The following is a 16,779-nucleotide window of genomic DNA, read 5'->3' as shown; positions in this document are numbered from 1 at the left end:
GGGTTGAAAACCGCGCTATCGAACACATCTCTTCCGATCCGGCGCGCGATGATTTACAGGCGCTGCCAGAGTCACTGCCCACGCATTCCTGCGTGCGGACGGTCAGACCGATATTACAGGATTATCTCACGACAATGGCCTCTTTCAAGGACCCCAGCTTCCAGGACCGTACGAGCAGCGCAGCCGCCGCCAAGCAGAAGGCGCTCGAAGCGCTGCGTGCCAAGCCGCCGATCGACGAAGCCGTAGTAGCCGAGCGCCTCGCCGCGCGTGAGGCCAAGGAATTGGCCGAGCGCGAGAAGCGCGCTGCCAAGCGTGCTGCAGAGGATGAGGCCAAGGCTGCGAAGAAGGCCGAGGCCGAGGCTGCTGCTGCTAAGAAGCGCGAGGCCGAGGCCAAGGTCGAACTGACCGATGCCGAGAAGAAGGCGATTCGTGACGCGAAGTATGCGGCGCGGAAGAACAAGAAGAAGTGATTTTGGGGCGGCTGTATGGCCGCCCATTTTAATTTACCCGTTACCCGCTTGGAGCAACCGTCTCCAAAAAGACCGCCACCCCGGCGAAGGCCGGGGCCCAGTTGGCAAGGTCGAGGTAACGGAGCGCAGTCCACTGACCAATTTGTTCTCCCGCGAAGGCGGGAGCCCAGACTGTTCTCCCGCCTTCGCGGGAGAACAAGAAGTGCGGTGTAACGGACCGATTTGAAGCGGCCCCCTACTCCGCCTGCTCCCAACCGCCCCCCAACGCCTTGAACAACGCCACCGTCAGCTGCCGCAACTGTGCATCGCTCGACACCAGCTGTTCGCGCGCCGTCAGCACGTCCGTCTCCGCATTCAGCAGCGTCGTCTGCGCCACGAAGCCGGTCCGGTACTGCGACTCCGCCGCCTTCGCGCTGCTCTGCGCATCGACCACCGCGCGCTGCAACGCCGCGTTCCGCCTCCGCTCGGCCGCGATCTGCGCAAGCGGATCCTCGACGTCGCGCAACGCCTGCAACACCGTCGAGCGATAGCGCAGATACGCCTGCTCGCGGTCCTCCTCGCGCGACTTCACGGTCGACTTGCGCCGGCCCCAGTCGAGCAGCGGAAACTGCGCTGCACCGCTCGCGGTCAGCTGGAGGCTGTCACCCGAGAACAGATTGCCGAGCGCGGTCGAGATCAGCTGGCTCATCCCTGTAAGGCTGAACTTCGGATACATATCCGCCACCGCCACGCCGATATCCGCGGTCGACGCCGCGAGATCGCGCTCGGCCGCACGCACGTCCGGACGACGACGCAACAGTTCCGACGGCAAACCGGCTGGGATAGTCGGTACGCCGAGCGGTGCGACCGAAGGTGCTGCGAGTTCGGCCATCAGCGTCGCGGGTGGCTCGCCAAGCAGGATCGCCAGCGCGTGCATGCGGACGTCGACATCGGCGCGGACCGGTTCGGCGCGCGCTTCCGTGGATGTGATCGAGGCACGCTGCCGCGTAACGTCGATCGGCGGCACGAGACCGACCTTGGCAGTGTTGCCCGCGATCTCCAGCGCACGACGCTGGCGGACGATCTCGCCCTCGATCGTCACGATCTGCGCCTGGTCGAGCCGCAGCGCGAAATACGCCTGCGCGACTTCGGCGGCGAGCGTTACCGCGGCGTCGCGCTTCGACCAGACCGCAGCTTCGGTCCGTGCCCGCGCGCCCTCGGTGCTGCGCCGGACGCCGCCGAACAGGTCGAGCTCCCAGCTCGCGTCGAACCCGACCGAGTACGTCGTGATCCCGCTGCCAGGGAGAGCGATGCCGCCGGTCGAGCCGGTGCCGCCTGCCCCAGTACCGCCGCTGAACGCACGCGCGATCGACGAGAGGCCGGCATTCTTGCTGAACTCGACATGGCTTGGGCTGGCGCTGGCGTTGACGCTCGGCAACCCCTGCGAGCGCGCGACGATCTCCTGCAATCGCGCCTGGCGCACGCGCGAGGCGGCGATCGCGATGTCGGGATTGCCCTTGAGCGCGCGCTCGACAAGGCCGTCCAGCTGCGGATCGCCGAACGCGGACCACCAGCGCACCGGGTCAACCGAAGTACCAACGCTAGCCTGCGGGCCGACGAACGCCGGCGGCACCGCCATCTCGGGAGCGACGTAATTCGGGCCGACGGTGCACCCCGCGAGCAGGGCCGCGACCGCAACCACCATGAACCGCGCACGCATCAATGCATCCCTCCCGAGGGCGCGCTGCCGGTCTTGCCGGAGCGCATGAATAGAACCAGTGGCGCGACGCACAGCACGACCACCATCATCGCGCGGAACACGTCGAGGAACGCGAGCATCGTCGCCTGCCGCTGCATCTGACTGTACAGAACGGCCAAAGGCGTCGTTGAATCGCCCTGTCCGCCGAACACGCTCGCCGCCTTCTGCATCCAGTCATTGTAGTTCGGATCGAGCGGATTGAGCGTCTGCGTCAGTTCCGACTGATGCCGCTGCAACCCGCCCGCCAGCTGCGTCTGCGCGAAGCAGATGCCGATCGTGCCGCCCAGGTTGCGCGAGACGTTGAGCAGGCTCGACGCTTGCGCGGTCTGCGTCTGCTTGAGACCGACATAGGCGATCGCGTTGATCGGCACGAACAGGAACGGCAGCGCCATCGCCTGGAACAGCCGCGCGAACGCCGCATCGGAGAACGCGATGTCCGCAGTCAGGTGGCTCATGTTCCACAGCGCGAACGCCTGCACCAGCAACGCCGGGAACAGCAGGAAACGGACGTCGACGAGGCCGCTCAACCGCCCTGCGAACGGCACCATAACGAGTGTCGCCAGACCGCCGGCGGTCAGCGCGAGGCCGGCGTCGAGCGAACTGTAGCCGAGCACCTGTTGCAGCATCTGCGGGATGAGCTGCGTCGTGCCGAACAGGATCATGCCGGTGACGCCCATCACGCCGATGGTCAGCGCGAAATTGCGGTTTTTCAGCAGCTTGAGGTCGATCACCGGGTCCTTGTGGTTCAGTTCCCAGATAACGAGCGTGACCAGCGACACCGCGGCGATGATCGCCGACATGACGATGAACCCGCTCGAAAACCAGTCCTCGCGCTCGCCGCGATCGAAGGTGAGCTCAAGGAAGCCGAGCCCGAGTGCGACCAGCGCGACGCCGACATAGTCGATCGTCAGGCCGTTCTTGAACCGCTCGTCACGGTCCTTCTTCACCTGGTCCGGCTCGTCCACGAACGTCTCGACCAGGAACCACGCGGCGATGCCGACCGGCACGTTGATCAGGAACTCCCAGTGCCAGCTCGAATACTCGACGATATAGCCGCCAAGCGTCGGCCCAAGCACGGGGCCGACGACCACGACGATCGCGAACGCGGCGAACGCCATCCCGCGTTGCTTGGGCGGGAAGGTGTCGGCGAGGATCGACTGCTCGACCGGCGCCAGGCCACCGCCACCAATGCCTTGCAGCACCCGGGCAACGACGAGCGTAGCGATATTGGGCGCAAGGCCGCACATCAGCGAGGCGAGCGTGAACAGCGCGATCGACAGCAGGAAATAGCGTTTCCGGCCGATCGCGTCAGACAGCCAGCCCGAGATCGGAATGACGATCGCGTTGGCGACGAGGTAGCTGGTCAGCACCCACGTCGCCTGATCGGTGGTGATCGACAGCCCCCCCGAGATATGATCGAGCGCGACGTTGGCGATCGAGGTGTCGAGCACCTCCATGAATGTCGGGATCGAGATGATCGCGACGATCAGCCACGGGCTGTACTTGCCCGCAGCCGACCGGCTCGGTGACCAGCTGTGGCCGCCCCCCGCATCGACCTTGCCCCCAGCCTTGGAGGAAGACTTTGCCACCTCAGCGGACCTTGACGGTAGGCACCACCGACATGCCGGGGCCGATCGGATAGCGCTTCGGATCGGGGCCATTCTTGGCGTCGAACACGATCCGCACCGGCACGCGCTGGACGACCTTCACATAGTTGCCGGTCGCGTTCTGCGGGGGCAGCAAGGCGAACGCCTGGCCAGCGCCACGCTGGATCGAGTCGACATGGCCCTTGAAGTAGACACCGGGATACGCGTCGACATGGATGTCGACGGGCTGGCCGATCTTCATCAGCGTGAGCTGCGTTTCCTTGAAGTTGGCCGTTATCCACATCGTGTCGGGCACGATCGCCATCAGCTGCGTGCCGGGCGCGACATAGGAGCCGACGTTGACCGAGCGGTTGACCACCTGTCCCGCCACCGGTGCGGTCAGCCGAAGATCGCCGATCGTGACGTTCGCCTGGTCGACCTGCGCGCGGCGGGCGTCGATCACCGACTTCGCCGCGCCGACCTGCTTCTTCGCGACACTGATCTGGGCGGTGGCGGTATCGATCTGCTCGCGGGCGGCGGCAGCATCGGCGGCGGTCTGGCGGGCCGTGGCGCGCGCCTGATCGAGCTGTTGCCCGGCGACCGCGCTCGGGTCGAGCCGCAGCAACGCCTCGTAGCGGGCGAGATCCTGCTGCGCCTTCACTGCCGCCGCCATCGGGACGCGCGCCTGTGCGGCGGCCTGCTGGCGTTGCGCCTCGGCGGCGGTGACCTGCGCCTGCGCCTGCGCGAACTGCGCGCGGGCCTGCGATTCGTTCGCCTGCGCCTCGGCGACCTGGGAGTCGCGACCCGACGCCTTGATCACCGCGAGCAGCCGCCCGGCCTCGACGTGGCGGTTGTCGATGTCGGCGACCTGCACCAGCGTGCCGGCGACCTGTGGCGCAAGCCGGACGATGTGCGTGTCGACGAACGCATCGTCGGTCGACTCGAACTGCCGTGCGTGCAGCCAGTACAGCACCCCGCCGATGATCAGCCCGCCGACGACGATGACAAGGATGATCCAGAACAGCGGCTTCTTGAAAACCGACGGCTTCTTGTCATTCTCGTCCTCGTCGGACTCATCCTGCTGGTCGGTATCGGACTGCCGGTCCTCACCCTTCGGATCGGACTTGCGGTCATCGTCCTTCTTGGCGTCGTCATGGTCGTTATCGGAGTGAGTGTTCTGGTCGGTCATGCCTGGCCCTGTTCTTCAGCACGCATCGAATCGAGAATGGCGTCGATATTGGCGTCGATCCGCGCCTTGATATCGAGGATGTCTTTGGGTTCGAGCGTGTCGCGCTCGAGCAGTTTGAGGCAGGTCGCGCGGCTGGCGCGCAAACTCAGCACCTGCCCCATCAAGGTGATCGTCGCGATCCGACCGGTGCGGATCTCGGCGCAACCGGTGGCGATGCAGACGAGGTCGGCGAGCCTGCGCACCATCTGGCCCATCACGCCGCCATAGATGCGTTCGAACGCCGCGCCTGGCTTCATCTGTTCGCGAAGCACGAATAGCGTCCAGTCGGCACTCTCGTTGCTCGCCATCTTGTCCGCGAGCCGCCCGAAGATGCGGTGGATCTGGGCGCGGGCTTCGCCGACGTCGTCAGCCGCGAGATCATGCGACAGCTCGGACGGATCGCCCATTACCGCCGACATGCGCTCCGCGATGCGATCGGCAGCGGCGAGGTACAGACCCTCCTTGCCACCGTAGTGATAGGTGATCGACGACATCGCGGTGCCGGCCGCGGCGGCGATCCCGCGCGTGCTCGCACCCTCCAGCCCCTTGGTGCCGAATTCGCTGATCGCGATGTCGAGGAGTCGGGACTGAACCATTCGCTGTGCGGATAGTTCGATCGAACGAACCAGGCTAGTGAAGAAGCTGTCATGTTGGAAATGAGGGTGAAGATTGGCGCTGCCCTTTACCACATTCGTCAACCCAACGACGGGGGGCAAACCTTGGCGGCTATCAAGCCCGTTTGAGGTGATCGGTTCCCGCCTCCGCAGGAATGACACGAAGGTATCGCGGCTCCGAACGGATGCCAGAAACAGCAACGCCGGCCCCCTCGTGCGAGGGAGCCGGCGTAAATCTGGTGGGCGCGGCTGGGATTGAACCAGCGACCCCACCCGTGTGAAGGGTGTGCTCTACCACTGAGCTACGCGCCCGAAACTCGTTCGGAAGCGGGCCTTTAGGCAGACCCCGTCCACCTGTCCAGCCCTATCGACACCGGTTCTAGTTGACCGCGTCCTTCAGGCCCTTGCCGGCCTTGAACTTTGGCTGGGTCGACGCCTTGATCGTCATCGGCTCGCCGGTGCGGGGATTGCGGCCGGTCGACGCCTTGCGCTTCGAGATCGAGAACGTACCGAAACCGACCAGGCGAACCTCGTCACCTTTCTTCAACGATGCCTCGATTGCCTCGAACACCGCCTCGACAGCCTTGACTGCGTCGGCCTTTACCAGGCCCGACGTGTCGGCAACCGTCGCGATCAGCTCCTGCTTGTTCATATAATCCCCCGGAAAAAACTCGAATCGGCCGCGATGGACTCACGACCGCACTCAGCACGCAATAATGCGGCGGCCCCGTCTGCTGTCAAACGAAACCGCCGCGTCATCGCTCTCGATCCAAACATGGATCAGTGGTGCAAGCTACCCCCGACCGGCGCGATCGGTGCGGGTGGCAGCGCCGCCAACTCGTCCGCATCGGTCCACTCGATCGCTTCGAGCGGCTCGGTGAGCGCCAGGCGAAGCACCTCGTCGACGTGCGAAACGGGAATGATCTTCAGCCCCGCCTTGATGTTCGCCGGGATCTCCGCGAGGTCCTTCTCATTCTCCGCCGGGATCAGCACGGTCTCGATTCCGCCGCGCAATGCCGCCAGCAGCTTCTCCTTGAGGCCACCGATCGGCAGCACGCGACCGCGCAGCGTCACCTCGCCGGTCATCGCGACCTCGCGCCGGATCGGCACGCCGGTCAGCGTCGAGACGATCGACGTGACCATGCCGATGCCCGCCGATGGACCGTCCTTCGGCACCGCACCCTCGGGCAGATGGATATGGATGTCCTTCCGCGCGAACAGGCTCGGCTTGATCCCGTAGCTGGGCGCGCGTGCCTTGACGAAGCTGAACGCGGTCTCGATCGACTCCTTCATCACGTCGCCGAGCTTACCGGTGAGCTTGGCCTGCCCCTTGCCCGCGACCGTCACGCTCTCGATCGTCAGCAACTCGCCGCCCACTTCGGTCCAGGCGAGCCCGGTGACCGCACCGATCTGGTTCTCGGTCTCGCCGAGGCCGTGGCGATACTTCTGCACGCCGGCATATTCGCCGATGTTCTCGGGCGTGATCGTGACGCTGGTCGTCTTGTTCTCGAGGATCTGGCGCAGCGCCTTGCGGCACAGCTTGGCGATCTCGCGCTCCAGCGTACGCACGCCAGCTTCACGCGTGTACTGCTGGATGAGCGTACGAAGCCCCTCCTGCGTCAGCGTGAACTCACCCGGCTTCAGGCCGTGTGCCTCGATCTGCTTCTCGACCAGATGGCGCTCGGCGATCTCGACCTTCTCGTCCTCGGTATACCCCTCCAGACGGATGATCTCCATGCGGTCGAGCAGCGCCTGCGGCAGGTTGAGCGAGTTCGCGGTGCAGACGAACATCACGTCCGACAGGTCGATGTCGACCTCCAGATAGTGATCCTGGAACTTGCCGTTCTGCTCCGGGTCGAGCACCTCGAGCAGCGCCGACGCCGGATCGCCGCGGAAATCCTGGCCGAGCTTGTCGATCTCGTCGAGCAGGAACAGCGGGTTCGACGTGCCGGCCTTTTTGAGGTTCGTCACGATCTTGCCTGGCAACGAGCCAATATAGGTGCGGCGATGACCGCGGATCTCGGCTTCGTCACGCACGCCGCCGAGCGACTGGCGGATGAACTCGCGCCCCGTCGCCTTGGCGATCGACTTGCCGAGCGAGGTCTTGCCGACGCCGGGAGGGCCGACGAGGCACAGGATCGGCCCCTTCAGCTTGTTGGTGCGCGCCTGCACCGCCAAATACTCGACGATCCGGTCCTTGACCTTCTCGAGCGCGTAGTGATCCTCGTCCAGCGTCACCTGTGCGGCGGCGATGTCCTTCTTGATCTTCGACTTCTTGCCCCAGGGGAGCCCGAGCAGCACGTCGAGATAATTGCGCACGACGGTCGCCTCGGCGCTCATCGGCGCCATCGTCTTGAGCTTCTTCAGCTCGGACGTCGCCTTGCCACGTGCTTCCTTGCTCATCTTGAGCGTCGCGATCTTCTGCGTCAGCTCGGCGATCTCGTCGCCTTCGCCCTCACCGTCCTCGTTGCCGAGTTCGCGCTGGATCGCCTTCAACTGCTCGTTGAGGTAATATTCGCGCTGCGTCTTCTCCATCTGGCGCTTGACGCGGCTCTTGATCTTCTTCTCAACCTGCAGGACGCCCAGCTCGCCCTCCATTGCGACCATAGCCATCTCGAGACGCTTCGATGGGTCGATCTCGACCAGCATCGCCTGCTTCTCGGCGACCTTGATCGCGATGTTGGCGACGACCGCGTCGGAAAGCTTCGACGCGTCCTCGATCTCCGACATCTGTACCGCGGTCTCGGAAGCGAGCTTGCGGTTGAGCTTGGCATAGTTCTCGAACTGATCGACCACCGAACGCATCAGCGCGGTGACCTCGGCCCCCTCGACTTCGACATCGGCGACCGGTTCTACGGTCGCAGTCAAGAACTCGCCGCTCTCGTCCAGCGTGTCCAGCGTCGCGCGCTGCTTGCCTTCGACCAGCACGCGGACGGTACCGTCGGGGAGCTTCAACAGCTGCAGCACGGTCGCGGTGACGCCCATCGAATACAGGTCGTCGCGCGAGGGATCGTCCTCGGCCGGGTCGACCTGCGCGACGAGATAAATCTCCTTGTCCGCCGCCATCGCCGCTTCGAGCGCGGCAACGGACTTATCGCGGCCGACGAACAGCGGCACGATCATGTGCGGGAAGACGACGATGTCGCGAAGGGGAAGGACGGGGTACTGGGTCATGAACGCTCCGGTGGGTGCCTGCATGGGGGCATAATCTACAGCTTATATGGTGAGGATGAACCGTCCATCAATTGGTTGGCGGTGGTTAGCAGTTTTGGCGTGGTGGCCGGGCCCATCCGTTCTCCTGCGAACGCAGGAGTCCGGGGCCACGAACGGCAACGCGCGCAACCCTGGGCTCCTGCGTTCGCAGGAGAACCGACGATGCTGGATCGGACTTGTAAGCGAACGGCCCAAGCGCGAGAACGCGGCATGATCTCGCGTCTCCTCCTCGCCGCCAGCGCCACCGCGCTCCTCGCCGCCGCCCCGCTGCCGAAGAAGGGCGAGCCGGCGATCACCGCACAGACTCAGCGTTCCGGCGGTGTCCTTACACCCGAGCAGACCGCGCTACAGTTCGACAGCGCCGATCTCGCGTTCGAGGTGTTGCCGGAGACCGAGAGCCTGAACGGCGTGGCGACCCTGGTCTTCACCGCAAAAGCCCCCCTCACCCGCCTGCCGATCGACCTCGACCGCAATCTGCCGGTCAGCGCGATCTCGATCGACGGCGTGCCGATCGCTTCGTCGGCGTGGAGCAATCCCGAGGGACGGCTCACGATCACGCTGCCCAAGCCCGTCGCAACGGGCGGCATGGTCACCGCCAAGATCACCTATGGCGGCACGCCGCACGTCGCGGTGAAGGCGCCGTGGGACGACGGGATGGTCTGGTCGAAGACGCCCGACGGCCGCACGTGGTTTGCAACCACCGCGGAAGGCTATGGCTGCGACCTGTTCTGGCCATGCCTCGATTTTCCGACCGGCGAGCCCGCGCTGGTGACGCTGCACATCACCGTACCCAAGGGGCTGAAGGCGCCGTCGAACGGCGTGCTGCTCGGCGTCGACACGCTGGCGGACGGGCGGACGACCTGGAACTGGCGCGCCAAGCATCCCAACACCTACGGCATCGCGCTCAATGTCGGGCCGTATGAGGAGATCAGCGGCACCTACAAGAGTCGCTTCGGCAACAGCATCCCGATGTATTACTGGTATCTGCCGGGCGAGAAGGTGCAGGCCGAAAAGCTGTTCGCCGAGTTCGCCCCGACGCTAGATTTCTTCGAAACCATGATCGGCCCCTACCCGTTCGGCGACGAGAAGGTCGGCGTGGTCGAGACGCCGCACAAGGGCATGGAGCACCAGACCATCAACGCCTACGGCAACGAATATGCCAAGGCGCCGGAAGGGTTCGACTGGCTGTTCCAGCACGAGTTCGCGCATGAGTGGTTCGGCAACCAGCTGACCGCCGCCAACTGGGATGATTACTGGCTGCACGAGGGCTATGGCACGTACATGCAGCCGCTCTACGGGCAGTGGCGCGAAGGCCGTGCACGCTACGCAACGATCCTGCAGACCGAGCGCGCCTCGATCGCGAACCTCAAGCCGATCACGCAGCAGCGTATCACCACCGAGGAGGAGGTGTACGAAGCCGACAAGGGCGGTGCTGGACAGGACATCTACTACAAGGGCTCGTGGATGCTCCACACCCTGCGCGGTCTGATTGGCGACAAGGCGTTCTTCGACGTGACCCGGCTCGCAGTCTACGGGCGCGCGGATCCGAAACCGGGCAATTTCGCGCCGCGGTTCGGCTCGTCGAAGGAGTTTGAAGCACTCGTCCGCAAGGTCACGGGGAAGGATTATACGTGGTTCTTCGACGTTTATCTTCGGCAGGCCGCGCTGCCCGAACTGGTCGAGACACGGACGGGGAATACGCTGAATTTGGTTTGGAAAGTGCCGGGAAACGGCTCGTTCCCACTTCCGGTACAGGTGCAAATCGACGGCAAGACGCGGACTTGGCCGATGACTGGCGGGAAGGCGAGCTTATCGGTCCCGGCGGGCGCGCATCTCGTGATCGACCCGGATGCGCTGGTCCTGCGGCGTAGTGTTGCGCTGGAAGACGTTGCAACCTGGAAAGCCACCCAAGCCGCGAAGGCCAAGCCCCAATGACATCTCCACCGTTCCCCCGCGAAGGCGGGGGCCCAGGGCCCCAGGAGACGACGCCTGTAACTCCTGGACTCCTGCGTGCAAAGGAGAATATCTGGAGCTCTCGCGCTGCGGAGATGGCGGCGATCTTCATGGTCGGCGACGGCCTGATCGGCTTGCTCCAACCTAGCCGCCACGTCGATCTCTGGAAGGACGATGCGCTTGGGACCGAGAAACTCGTGAAGCCCTTCATCGACCGTCCCGGCCGCCGCCGTCTCTACGCCGTCGTACAGATCGCCGTCGGCCTGGCTTTGGCCGCGCGCCAGACGCGATGAACCTGCGGTGCTGGCCCGTGCTGGCACTCACGCTCGCCAGCTGCGGTTCGAGCCCCGACGCCGGCACGACCAGCCAGATCGCCAGCGGCGAACGCGTCTTCCGCCGTTGCACCGCGTGTCACACGATCGGGCAATATGCGGGCGATACCGATGGCCCGAACCTCTACGGCGTCATGGGCGGTCCGATCGGCGAGCGGCGCCCGCGCTTCTCCTACACCGCCGGACTGAAGGGGCTCGGCGGCAACTGGGACGCCAAGCGCATGGACGTCTGGCTGACCAACCCTCGCAAGATGGTGCCCGGCACGACGATGGCGTTCGCAGGCCTGCCCAACCCCAAGGACCGCGCCGACGTCATCGCCTATCTCTCGACGCAACGCCCCTGAGCTTACGGCACCACCGTCGTGAACAGATAGGCGGCGAAGATCACGAGGTGGACGACGCCTTGCAGCACCGTCGTCCGCCCGGTGCCGAGCGACAGCGTGGCAACGAACAACGACAACGCCAGCAGAGTCATGCTCTTCGCATCGATGCCGAGCGCAATCGGCAGGCCTAGCACCAGCGACACGATCGCCACGCTCGGGATCGTCAGCCCGATCGTCGCCAGGGCGGAGCCGAGCGCGAGGTTGAGGCTGGTCTGCAACCGGTTGCGCCGCGCCGACTTGTAGGCGGCGAGGCTTTCGGGTGCGAGCACGAGTGCGGCGATCACGACGCCGACCACCGTCAGCGGCAGGCCGGCGCCAAGCACCGCTGCCTCGATCGTCGGCGACAGCGTCTTCGCGAGCAGCACCACCGAGACGAGCGCGACCAGCAGCGCGGCGAAGGCGATGCCCGTCGCCCGACCCGAAGGCGGCGCGGCGTGGTCGTCCTTGTCGTCGGTCGAGGGCAGGAAATAATCGCGGTGGCGGACCGTCTGGACCAGGACGAACGTGCCGTAGAGGATCAGCGATACGACCGCGACGAACATCAACTGTGACGCTGCGTAGGTCGGGCCTTGCGTCGACGAGGTGTAGTTCGGCAGGATCAGCGACAGCACCGCCATCGCCGCGAGCACGCCGAGCGCTGCCGTCATGCCCTTCAGCGTGAACCGCTGCTCGTGATGCCGCACCGCCCCCGCGAGCAGGCAGATACCGATGATGAAGTTGAGGATGATCATGATCGCCGCGAACACCGTGTCGCGCGCGAGCGTCGTCGCGTCGCCGGCGTTGGAGAGCATCAGCGAGACGATCAGCGATACCTCGATCACGGTAACCGCGATCGCCAGCACCAGCGTACCGAACGGTTCGCCGACCTTGTGCGCGATGACCTCTGCGTGATGGACGGCGGCGAGGACGCTGCCGATCAGGACGATCACCGCCGCCGCAGTGCCAAGCGCACCCATCTTGGCGAGGCCGACGAGGACCGCGACGAGGCCGAGAACCGGGGCGATCAGCGTCCAAATGGGAAGGGCCATGCCGTCCGGCATTGTTTCTACCACGTGTTCGTTCGGTCGGTCGGCCACGTCGATCGTCATGCATGCTCCCTCGTTCCACTCGGATAACGAATGCGTGAGGGGGCTATAAGGGTCCGAGTCGGAGCGATTGCCGCGGGGCGAGGATCGGCTAGGTTGCTGCGATGCTGGCTTCTGATCTTGGCGAAACGCTGGTCATGGTTGCGACGACGATGCGTGATGCGCGGAACCCGTGGTGGGTCATTGCGAGCGCGGCGGTGGCGCTTCACGGGGTAACGTCGATTGCGGTTGGCGATGTCGATGTGGTTACGAGCGTTGGCGGTGCCCGGCGACTGATGGCCAGGCTCGGCGTCGTGCCGATCGAGGACGACGCGAGTTCGTTGTTCCGGTCGACGGTGTTCGGGCGGTGGGAGACGCCGCCATTGGTCGTCGAGATCATGGCGGGGTTTCATGTTGCAACGGCGGCCGGATGGACGGAGGTTTTGCCGAGGACTCGCGTGCCGATCTTTGTGGAAGGGTGCGCCATCTACGTGCCCGAGCGCGCAGAGTTAGCCGGAATGCTTAGGCTGTTCGGGCGCCCAAAGGATCTGGAGCGGGCTCGGCTTTTGACGGCTTAGCTTCAGCACCGGGCCGTCCTCGCTTTTGTCAAAGGGAAGGGAAAGAAACGCGGGGACGGCAATGCGTAAGTGAAGATGCCTGCGCCCGCAATTATGCGATGATCGGCTCGCTATTCTTCCGCTCCCCCGCGAAAGGCGGGGTCCAGAACCCGCGCCCACTACCGTCTGGTACCCTGGGTCCCCGCCTTCGCGGGGGAACGTCGAGAAGAGCGGACCACGCTCGTCGACCCAAACCAGAAAGGGCGCCGATCGCTCGACGCCCTCTCCAGTATCTCAACCAGTTTCGCTTAAGCGGCGTCGCCGGTCTTCTTCTTCTCGGCATAGACGCGGATCGGTTCCTTGCGGCCTTCGATCACGTCCTTGTCGATCATCACCTCGTCGACGCCGTCCATGCCGGGCAGGTCGAACATCGTGTCGAGCAGGATGCTCTCCAGGATCGAGCGAAGCCCGCGCGCGCCGGTCTTGCGTTCGATGCCCTTCTTGGCGACCGAAACCAGCGCGTCGTCGGTGAAACCGAGCGCGACGTCCTCCATCTCGAACAGCTTCTGGTACTGCTTGACCAGCGCGTTCTTCGGCTCCTTCAGGATCTTCACCAACGCATCGACATCGAGATCCTCGAGCGTAGCGATCACCGGCAAACGGCCGACGAATTCCGGGATGAGCCCGAACTTCAGCAGATCCTCGGGCTCGACCGACTTCAGCGTCTCGCCGGTCTTTCGCTCGTCCGGCCCGGCGACATACGCGCCGAAGCCGATCGACTTGCCCTGGAGGCGATCCCCGATGATCTTCTCGAGACCCGAGAACGCACCGCCGCAGATGAACAGGATGTTGGTCGTATCCACCTGCAGGAATTCCTGCTGCGGATGCTTGCGACCACCCTGTGGCGGCACCGACGCGGTGGTACCTTCCATCAGCTTCAGCAACGCCTGCTGCACGCCCTCGCCCGACACGTCGCGCGTAATCGAGGGGTTCTCGGCCTTGCGCGAAATCTTGTCGATCTCGTCGATATAAACGATCCCACGCTGCGCCCGCTCGACGTTATAGTCCGACGCCTGAAGCAGCTTGAGGATGATGTTCTCGACATCCTCGCCGACGTAACCCGCCTCGGTCAGCGTCGTCGCATCGGCCATCGTGAACGGCACATCGAGGATGCGGGCAAGCGTCTGCGCGAGCAGCGTCTTGCCGCAACCAGTCGGCCCGACCAGCAGGATGTTCGACTTGGACAGCTCGACATCGGCACCCTTGGCGCCGTGATTGAGCCGCTTGTAGTGATTGTGCACCGCCACCGACAGCACGCGCTTGGCGCGCTTCTGGCCGATCACGTAATCGTCGAGGACGTCGCAGATCTCCTGCGGAGTCGGCACGCCGCCGTCCTTCTTGGACACCAGCGCCGACTTCGTCTCCTCACGGATGATGTCGTTGCATAGCTCGACGCACTCGTCGCAGATGAAGACCGTCGGCCCGGCGATCAACTTGCGGACCTCGTGCTGCGACTTCCCGCAGAACGAGCAATAGAGGGTGCTCTTCGAGTCGCCACCGCTCAGCTTCGTCATTCAATCACCTCTCGCGCATGTCGGTGCACGTGCCGTTTCCGGGGCCGCTACCGTAACGCACCCCGGAGTTCCTACAATCAAATAAACCGGCGGGGTTTACGATTCGCCCCATGCCAGTATCGCTTAAGCCGGTTTCGCACCATCCTCGGACACCGCGGGACGCTTGTCGAAGACCTCGTCGATCAGCCCGAAATCCTTCGCTTCGTTCGCTTCGAGGAACGTATCGCGGTCCATCCGGCGCTCGATCTCTTCGATCGGCTGGCCGGTATACTGCGAATACAGTTCGTTCATGCGCTTGCGGATACGCAGGATCTCGCGCGCCTGGATCTCGATGTCGCTGGCCATGCCCTGTGCACCACCCGATGGCTGATGGATCATGATGCGCGCGTTGGTCATCGCGACGCGCATGCCTGGCTCGCCGCTCGCGAGCAGGAAGCTGCCCATCGACGCGGCCTGGCCGATGCAGACCGTGCCCACGCGCGGACGGATGTACCGCATCGTGTCGTGGATCGCCATACCCGCCGTGACGACACCGCCCGGCGAGTTGATGTACATGAAGATGTCCTTCTTCGGGTTCTCGGACTCGAGGAAGAGCAGCTGTGCGGTGATCAGCGAGGCCATGCCGTCCTCGACGCCACCGGTCACGAAGATGATGCGCTCGCGGAGCAGGCGCGAGAAGATGTCGAACGAGCGCTCGCCGCGGTTCGACTGCTCGATGACGATGGGAACCAGGCCTGCTTGCGTCTGCTGCAGGCCGAGCCCGGCGCTGGCCAACGGGCTCGCGAAATCGCCGGTCTCGAACGGATTGTGCATGGAAATCTCTCTTATGCCCCAGTGAACCGCTAACATCGGCGGTCCGGGAGGGGAGTTCAAGCCCTGCCTGCCCGTCGGCGCAGGGACAGCTTCCCCTCGCCCCTCCGGGGAGAGGGAGGGGCCCGCCCGCACTAGCGGGTGGGAGGGTGAGGGGCGGTTGGGATCCGCCAACCGCCCCTCACCCTCCCGTCGCCAAAGCGGCTCCTCCTTCCCTCTCCCCGAAGGGGCGAGGGAGTCATATGCCTGGCGCGGGATATGCCAAATACGCTAGGCGCCGGACTTCGCGGCGGCCGCGGACTACCGTGTCCAGAATCAGGCCGGTGAACACGTTGAGCGCGGCGAAGATACCGAGGCCGGTGATCAGGATCGCGGTCGGGAAGCGCGGGACCTGGTGGATCTCGATATAGGTCAGCACCAGCGGGATGCCGAGGATCAGCGCGAGCAGGCCGAACACGCTGCCGATCACGCCGAAGAACCAGAGCGGGCGCTCGATCCGGTACAGCGTCATGATCGTGCGGAGGATGCGCCAGCCGTCGCGGTACGTGCTGAGCTTCGATTCGGAGCCTTCGGGGCGTGCGTAATAGGGTGTCTCGACCTCGCCGATCGGCATCTTCAGTTCGAGCGCGTGGACGCTGATCTCGGTCTCGATCTCGAACCCGGCCGACAGCGAGGGGAAGCTTTTCACGAACCGGCGCGAGAAGACGCGGTAGCCCGAGAGGATGTCGGTGAAGCTGCGGCCGAACAGGCGCGCGAGCATGCCGGTGAGCAGCGCGTTGCCGAAGCGGTGGCCGCGGCGATAGGATTCCTGCACCTGGCTGATGCGCGAGCCGACGACCATGTCGAGTTGCTCGTCGAGGACACGGTTTACCAGGTTCGTCGCAGACGCAGTGTCGTAGGTCGCGTCACCGTCGGCCATAACGTAGATGTCAGCGTCGATATCGGCGAACATCCGGCGGACGACCGCGCCCTTGCCCTGAATGCGTTCGGTCCGGACGACGGCACCCGCGGCACGCGCGACCTCGATCGTGCGGTCGGCGCTGTTATTGTCGTAGACGTAGATGGTGGCGCCCGGCAGCGCGGTGCGGAAGCCCGCGATCGTCTGCGCGATCGCGGCTTCCTCGTTGTAGCACGGGAGCAGGACGGCAATTCTCGGTTCGATCATGCCCTGCCCTGCCCAGCGAAGTTGAAAACGGTATTTTCGGCCACCGGACCACCCTGAAAACGCACTTCCCCGGCGGAGGCCGGGGCCCAATT

Annotated in this window: 15 protein-coding genes and 1 tRNA gene; 5 read left to right on the top strand and 11 right to left on the bottom strand. The window is 64.8% G+C overall.

Annotation, left to right across the window (positions count from 1 at the left end; genetic code table 11):
- Positions 1 to 134 precede the first annotated feature (134 nt).
- Positions 135 to 470, top strand: coding sequence for a DUF6481 family protein (locus SJY41_RS02950; RefSeq protein ID WP_056058003.1), 336 nt, complete (start codon positions 135 to 137; stop codon positions 468 to 470).
- A gap of 235 nt (positions 471 to 705) precedes the next feature.
- On the opposite strand, the gene SJY41_RS02945 is transcribed toward SJY41_RS02950, so the two are convergent.
- The 7 genes from SJY41_RS02945 to lon all read right to left on the bottom strand — a co-directional run bounded on the left by SJY41_RS02945 (position 706) and on the right by lon (position 8,810).
- Positions 706 to 2,169: an efflux transporter outer membrane subunit gene (locus tag SJY41_RS02945; RefSeq protein ID WP_380778924.1), complete on the bottom strand. Its 1,464-nt coding sequence runs from the start codon at positions 2,167 to 2,169 to the stop codon at positions 706 to 708.
- On the bottom strand, positions 2,169 to 3,797 hold the full coding sequence (locus tag SJY41_RS02940) for a DHA2 family efflux MFS transporter permease subunit (RefSeq protein ID WP_380778922.1): 1,629 nt from the start codon (positions 3,795 to 3,797) through the stop codon (positions 2,169 to 2,171). The genes SJY41_RS02945 and SJY41_RS02940 overlap by 1 nt, the downstream gene beginning before the upstream one ends.
- Position 3,798: 1 nt before the next feature.
- Complete coding sequence (locus SJY41_RS02935) at positions 3,799 to 4,983, bottom strand: HlyD family secretion protein (RefSeq protein ID WP_380778921.1); 1,185 nt, start codon at positions 4,981 to 4,983, stop codon at positions 3,799 to 3,801.
- On the bottom strand, positions 4,980 to 5,618 hold the full coding sequence (locus SJY41_RS02930; RefSeq protein ID WP_380778919.1) for a CerR family C-terminal domain-containing protein: 639 nt from the start codon (positions 5,616 to 5,618) through the stop codon (positions 4,980 to 4,982). The genes SJY41_RS02935 and SJY41_RS02930 overlap by 4 nt, the downstream gene beginning before the upstream one ends.
- 255 nt (positions 5,619 to 5,873) lie before the next feature.
- Positions 5,874 to 5,948: transfer RNA gene (locus SJY41_RS02925), tRNA-Val, on the bottom strand.
- Between the two features lie 67 nt (positions 5,949 to 6,015).
- On the bottom strand, positions 6,016 to 6,288 hold the full coding sequence (locus tag SJY41_RS02920; protein WP_380778917.1) for an HU family DNA-binding protein: 273 nt from the start codon (positions 6,286 to 6,288) through the stop codon (positions 6,016 to 6,018).
- A 128-nt stretch (positions 6,289 to 6,416) separates the two neighbouring features.
- Entirely contained in the window at positions 6,417 to 8,810 is a 2,394-nt protein-coding gene (gene lon, locus SJY41_RS02915) for an endopeptidase La (protein ID WP_380778916.1), read from the bottom strand.
- Between the two features lie 249 nt (positions 8,811 to 9,059).
- On the opposite strand from lon, the gene SJY41_RS02910 reads away from it, so the two are divergent.
- The 3 genes from SJY41_RS02910 (at position 9,060) to SJY41_RS02900 (ending at position 11,478) form a co-directional block, all read left to right on the top strand.
- A complete protein-coding gene (locus tag SJY41_RS02910) occupies positions 9,060 to 10,784 on the top strand; it encodes a M1 family metallopeptidase (protein WP_380778914.1) in 1,725 nt (574 codons plus the stop codon).
- A gap of 113 nt (positions 10,785 to 10,897) precedes the next feature.
- The gene (locus tag SJY41_RS02905) at positions 10,898 to 11,095 is read left to right on the top strand and encodes a hypothetical protein (RefSeq protein WP_380778912.1); all 198 of its coding nucleotides are present in this window, start codon (positions 10,898 to 10,900) and stop codon (positions 11,093 to 11,095) included.
- Complete coding sequence (locus SJY41_RS02900) at positions 11,092 to 11,478, top strand: c-type cytochrome (protein WP_380778910.1); 387 nt, start codon at positions 11,092 to 11,094, stop codon at positions 11,476 to 11,478. Before SJY41_RS02905 ends, SJY41_RS02900 begins: the two co-directional genes overlap by 4 nt.
- Before the next feature lie 2 nt (positions 11,479 to 11,480).
- Here SJY41_RS02900 and SJY41_RS02895 read toward each other — a convergent pair whose 3' ends face one another.
- Positions 11,481 to 12,605, bottom strand: a complete 1,125-nt coding sequence (locus SJY41_RS02895) for a calcium:proton antiporter (RefSeq protein WP_380778908.1) — start codon at positions 12,603 to 12,605, stop codon at positions 11,481 to 11,483.
- Between the two features lie 101 nt (positions 12,606 to 12,706).
- On the opposite strand from SJY41_RS02895, the gene SJY41_RS02890 reads away from it, so the two are divergent.
- Positions 12,707 to 13,159 (top strand): hypothetical protein, encoded by a 453-nt coding sequence (locus tag SJY41_RS02890; protein WP_380778906.1) that lies wholly within the window; start codon positions 12,707 to 12,709, stop codon positions 13,157 to 13,159.
- A gap of 287 nt (positions 13,160 to 13,446) precedes the next feature.
- Here SJY41_RS02890 and clpX read toward each other — a convergent pair whose 3' ends face one another.
- The 3 genes from clpX to SJY41_RS02875 all read right to left on the bottom strand — a co-directional run bounded on the left by clpX (position 13,447) and on the right by SJY41_RS02875 (position 16,687).
- Entirely contained in the window at positions 13,447 to 14,712 is a 1,266-nt protein-coding gene (gene clpX, locus SJY41_RS02885) for an ATP-dependent Clp protease ATP-binding subunit ClpX (RefSeq protein WP_056048170.1), read from the bottom strand.
- 123 nt (positions 14,713 to 14,835) lie between these two features.
- On the bottom strand, positions 14,836 to 15,525 hold the full coding sequence (locus SJY41_RS02880) for an ATP-dependent Clp protease proteolytic subunit (protein ID WP_107954964.1): 690 nt from the start codon (positions 15,523 to 15,525) through the stop codon (positions 14,836 to 14,838).
- A gap of 235 nt (positions 15,526 to 15,760) precedes the next feature.
- Positions 15,761 to 16,687, bottom strand: coding sequence for a glycosyltransferase family 2 protein (locus SJY41_RS02875; protein WP_380778903.1), 927 nt, complete (start codon positions 16,685 to 16,687; stop codon positions 15,761 to 15,763).
- Positions 16,688 to 16,779 lie beyond the last annotated feature (92 nt).

Source organism: Sphingomonas sp. R86520, assembly GCF_042466285.1.
Classification (GTDB): Bacteria; Pseudomonadota; Alphaproteobacteria; order Sphingomonadales; family Sphingomonadaceae; genus Sphingomonas.
This window is presented reverse-complemented; position numbering and strand designations above follow the sequence as displayed.

Coding starts and splice junctions, on each gene's coding strand:
- SJY41_RS02930 (WP_380778919.1), bottom strand. CDS start 5,618: ATGGTTCAGTCCCGACTCCTCGACATCGCGATCAGCGAATTCGGCACC.
- SJY41_RS02900 (WP_380778910.1), top strand. CDS start 11,092: ATGAACCTGCGGTGCTGGCCCGTGCTGGCACTCACGCTCGCCAGCTGC.
- SJY41_RS02905 (WP_380778912.1), top strand. CDS start 10,898: ATGGCGGCGATCTTCATGGTCGGCGACGGCCTGATCGGCTTGCTCCAA.
- lon (WP_380778916.1), bottom strand. CDS start 8,810: ATGACCCAGTACCCCGTCCTTCCCCTTCGCGACATCGTCGTCTTCCCG.
- SJY41_RS02880 (WP_107954964.1), bottom strand. CDS start 15,525: ATGCACAATCCGTTCGAGACCGGCGATTTCGCGAGCCCGTTGGCCAGC.
- SJY41_RS02950 (WP_056058003.1), top strand. CDS start 135: ATGGCCTCTTTCAAGGACCCCAGCTTCCAGGACCGTACGAGCAGCGCA.
- SJY41_RS02890 (WP_380778906.1), top strand. CDS start 12,707: ATGCTGGCTTCTGATCTTGGCGAAACGCTGGTCATGGTTGCGACGACG.
- SJY41_RS02910 (WP_380778914.1), top strand. CDS start 9,060: ATGATCTCGCGTCTCCTCCTCGCCGCCAGCGCCACCGCGCTCCTCGCC.
- SJY41_RS02895 (WP_380778908.1), bottom strand. CDS start 12,605: ATGACGATCGACGTGGCCGACCGACCGAACGAACACGTGGTAGAAACA.
- SJY41_RS02920 (WP_380778917.1), bottom strand. CDS start 6,288: ATGAACAAGCAGGAGCTGATCGCGACGGTTGCCGACACGTCGGGCCTG.
- clpX (WP_056048170.1), bottom strand. CDS start 14,712: ATGACGAAGCTGAGCGGTGGCGACTCGAAGAGCACCCTCTATTGCTCG.
- SJY41_RS02935 (WP_380778921.1), bottom strand. CDS start 4,983: ATGACCGACCAGAACACTCACTCCGATAACGACCATGACGACGCCAAG.
- SJY41_RS02945 (WP_380778924.1), bottom strand. CDS start 2,169: ATGCGTGCGCGGTTCATGGTGGTTGCGGTCGCGGCCCTGCTCGCGGGG.
- SJY41_RS02875 (WP_380778903.1), bottom strand. CDS start 16,687: ATGATCGAACCGAGAATTGCCGTCCTGCTCCCGTGCTACAACGAGGAA.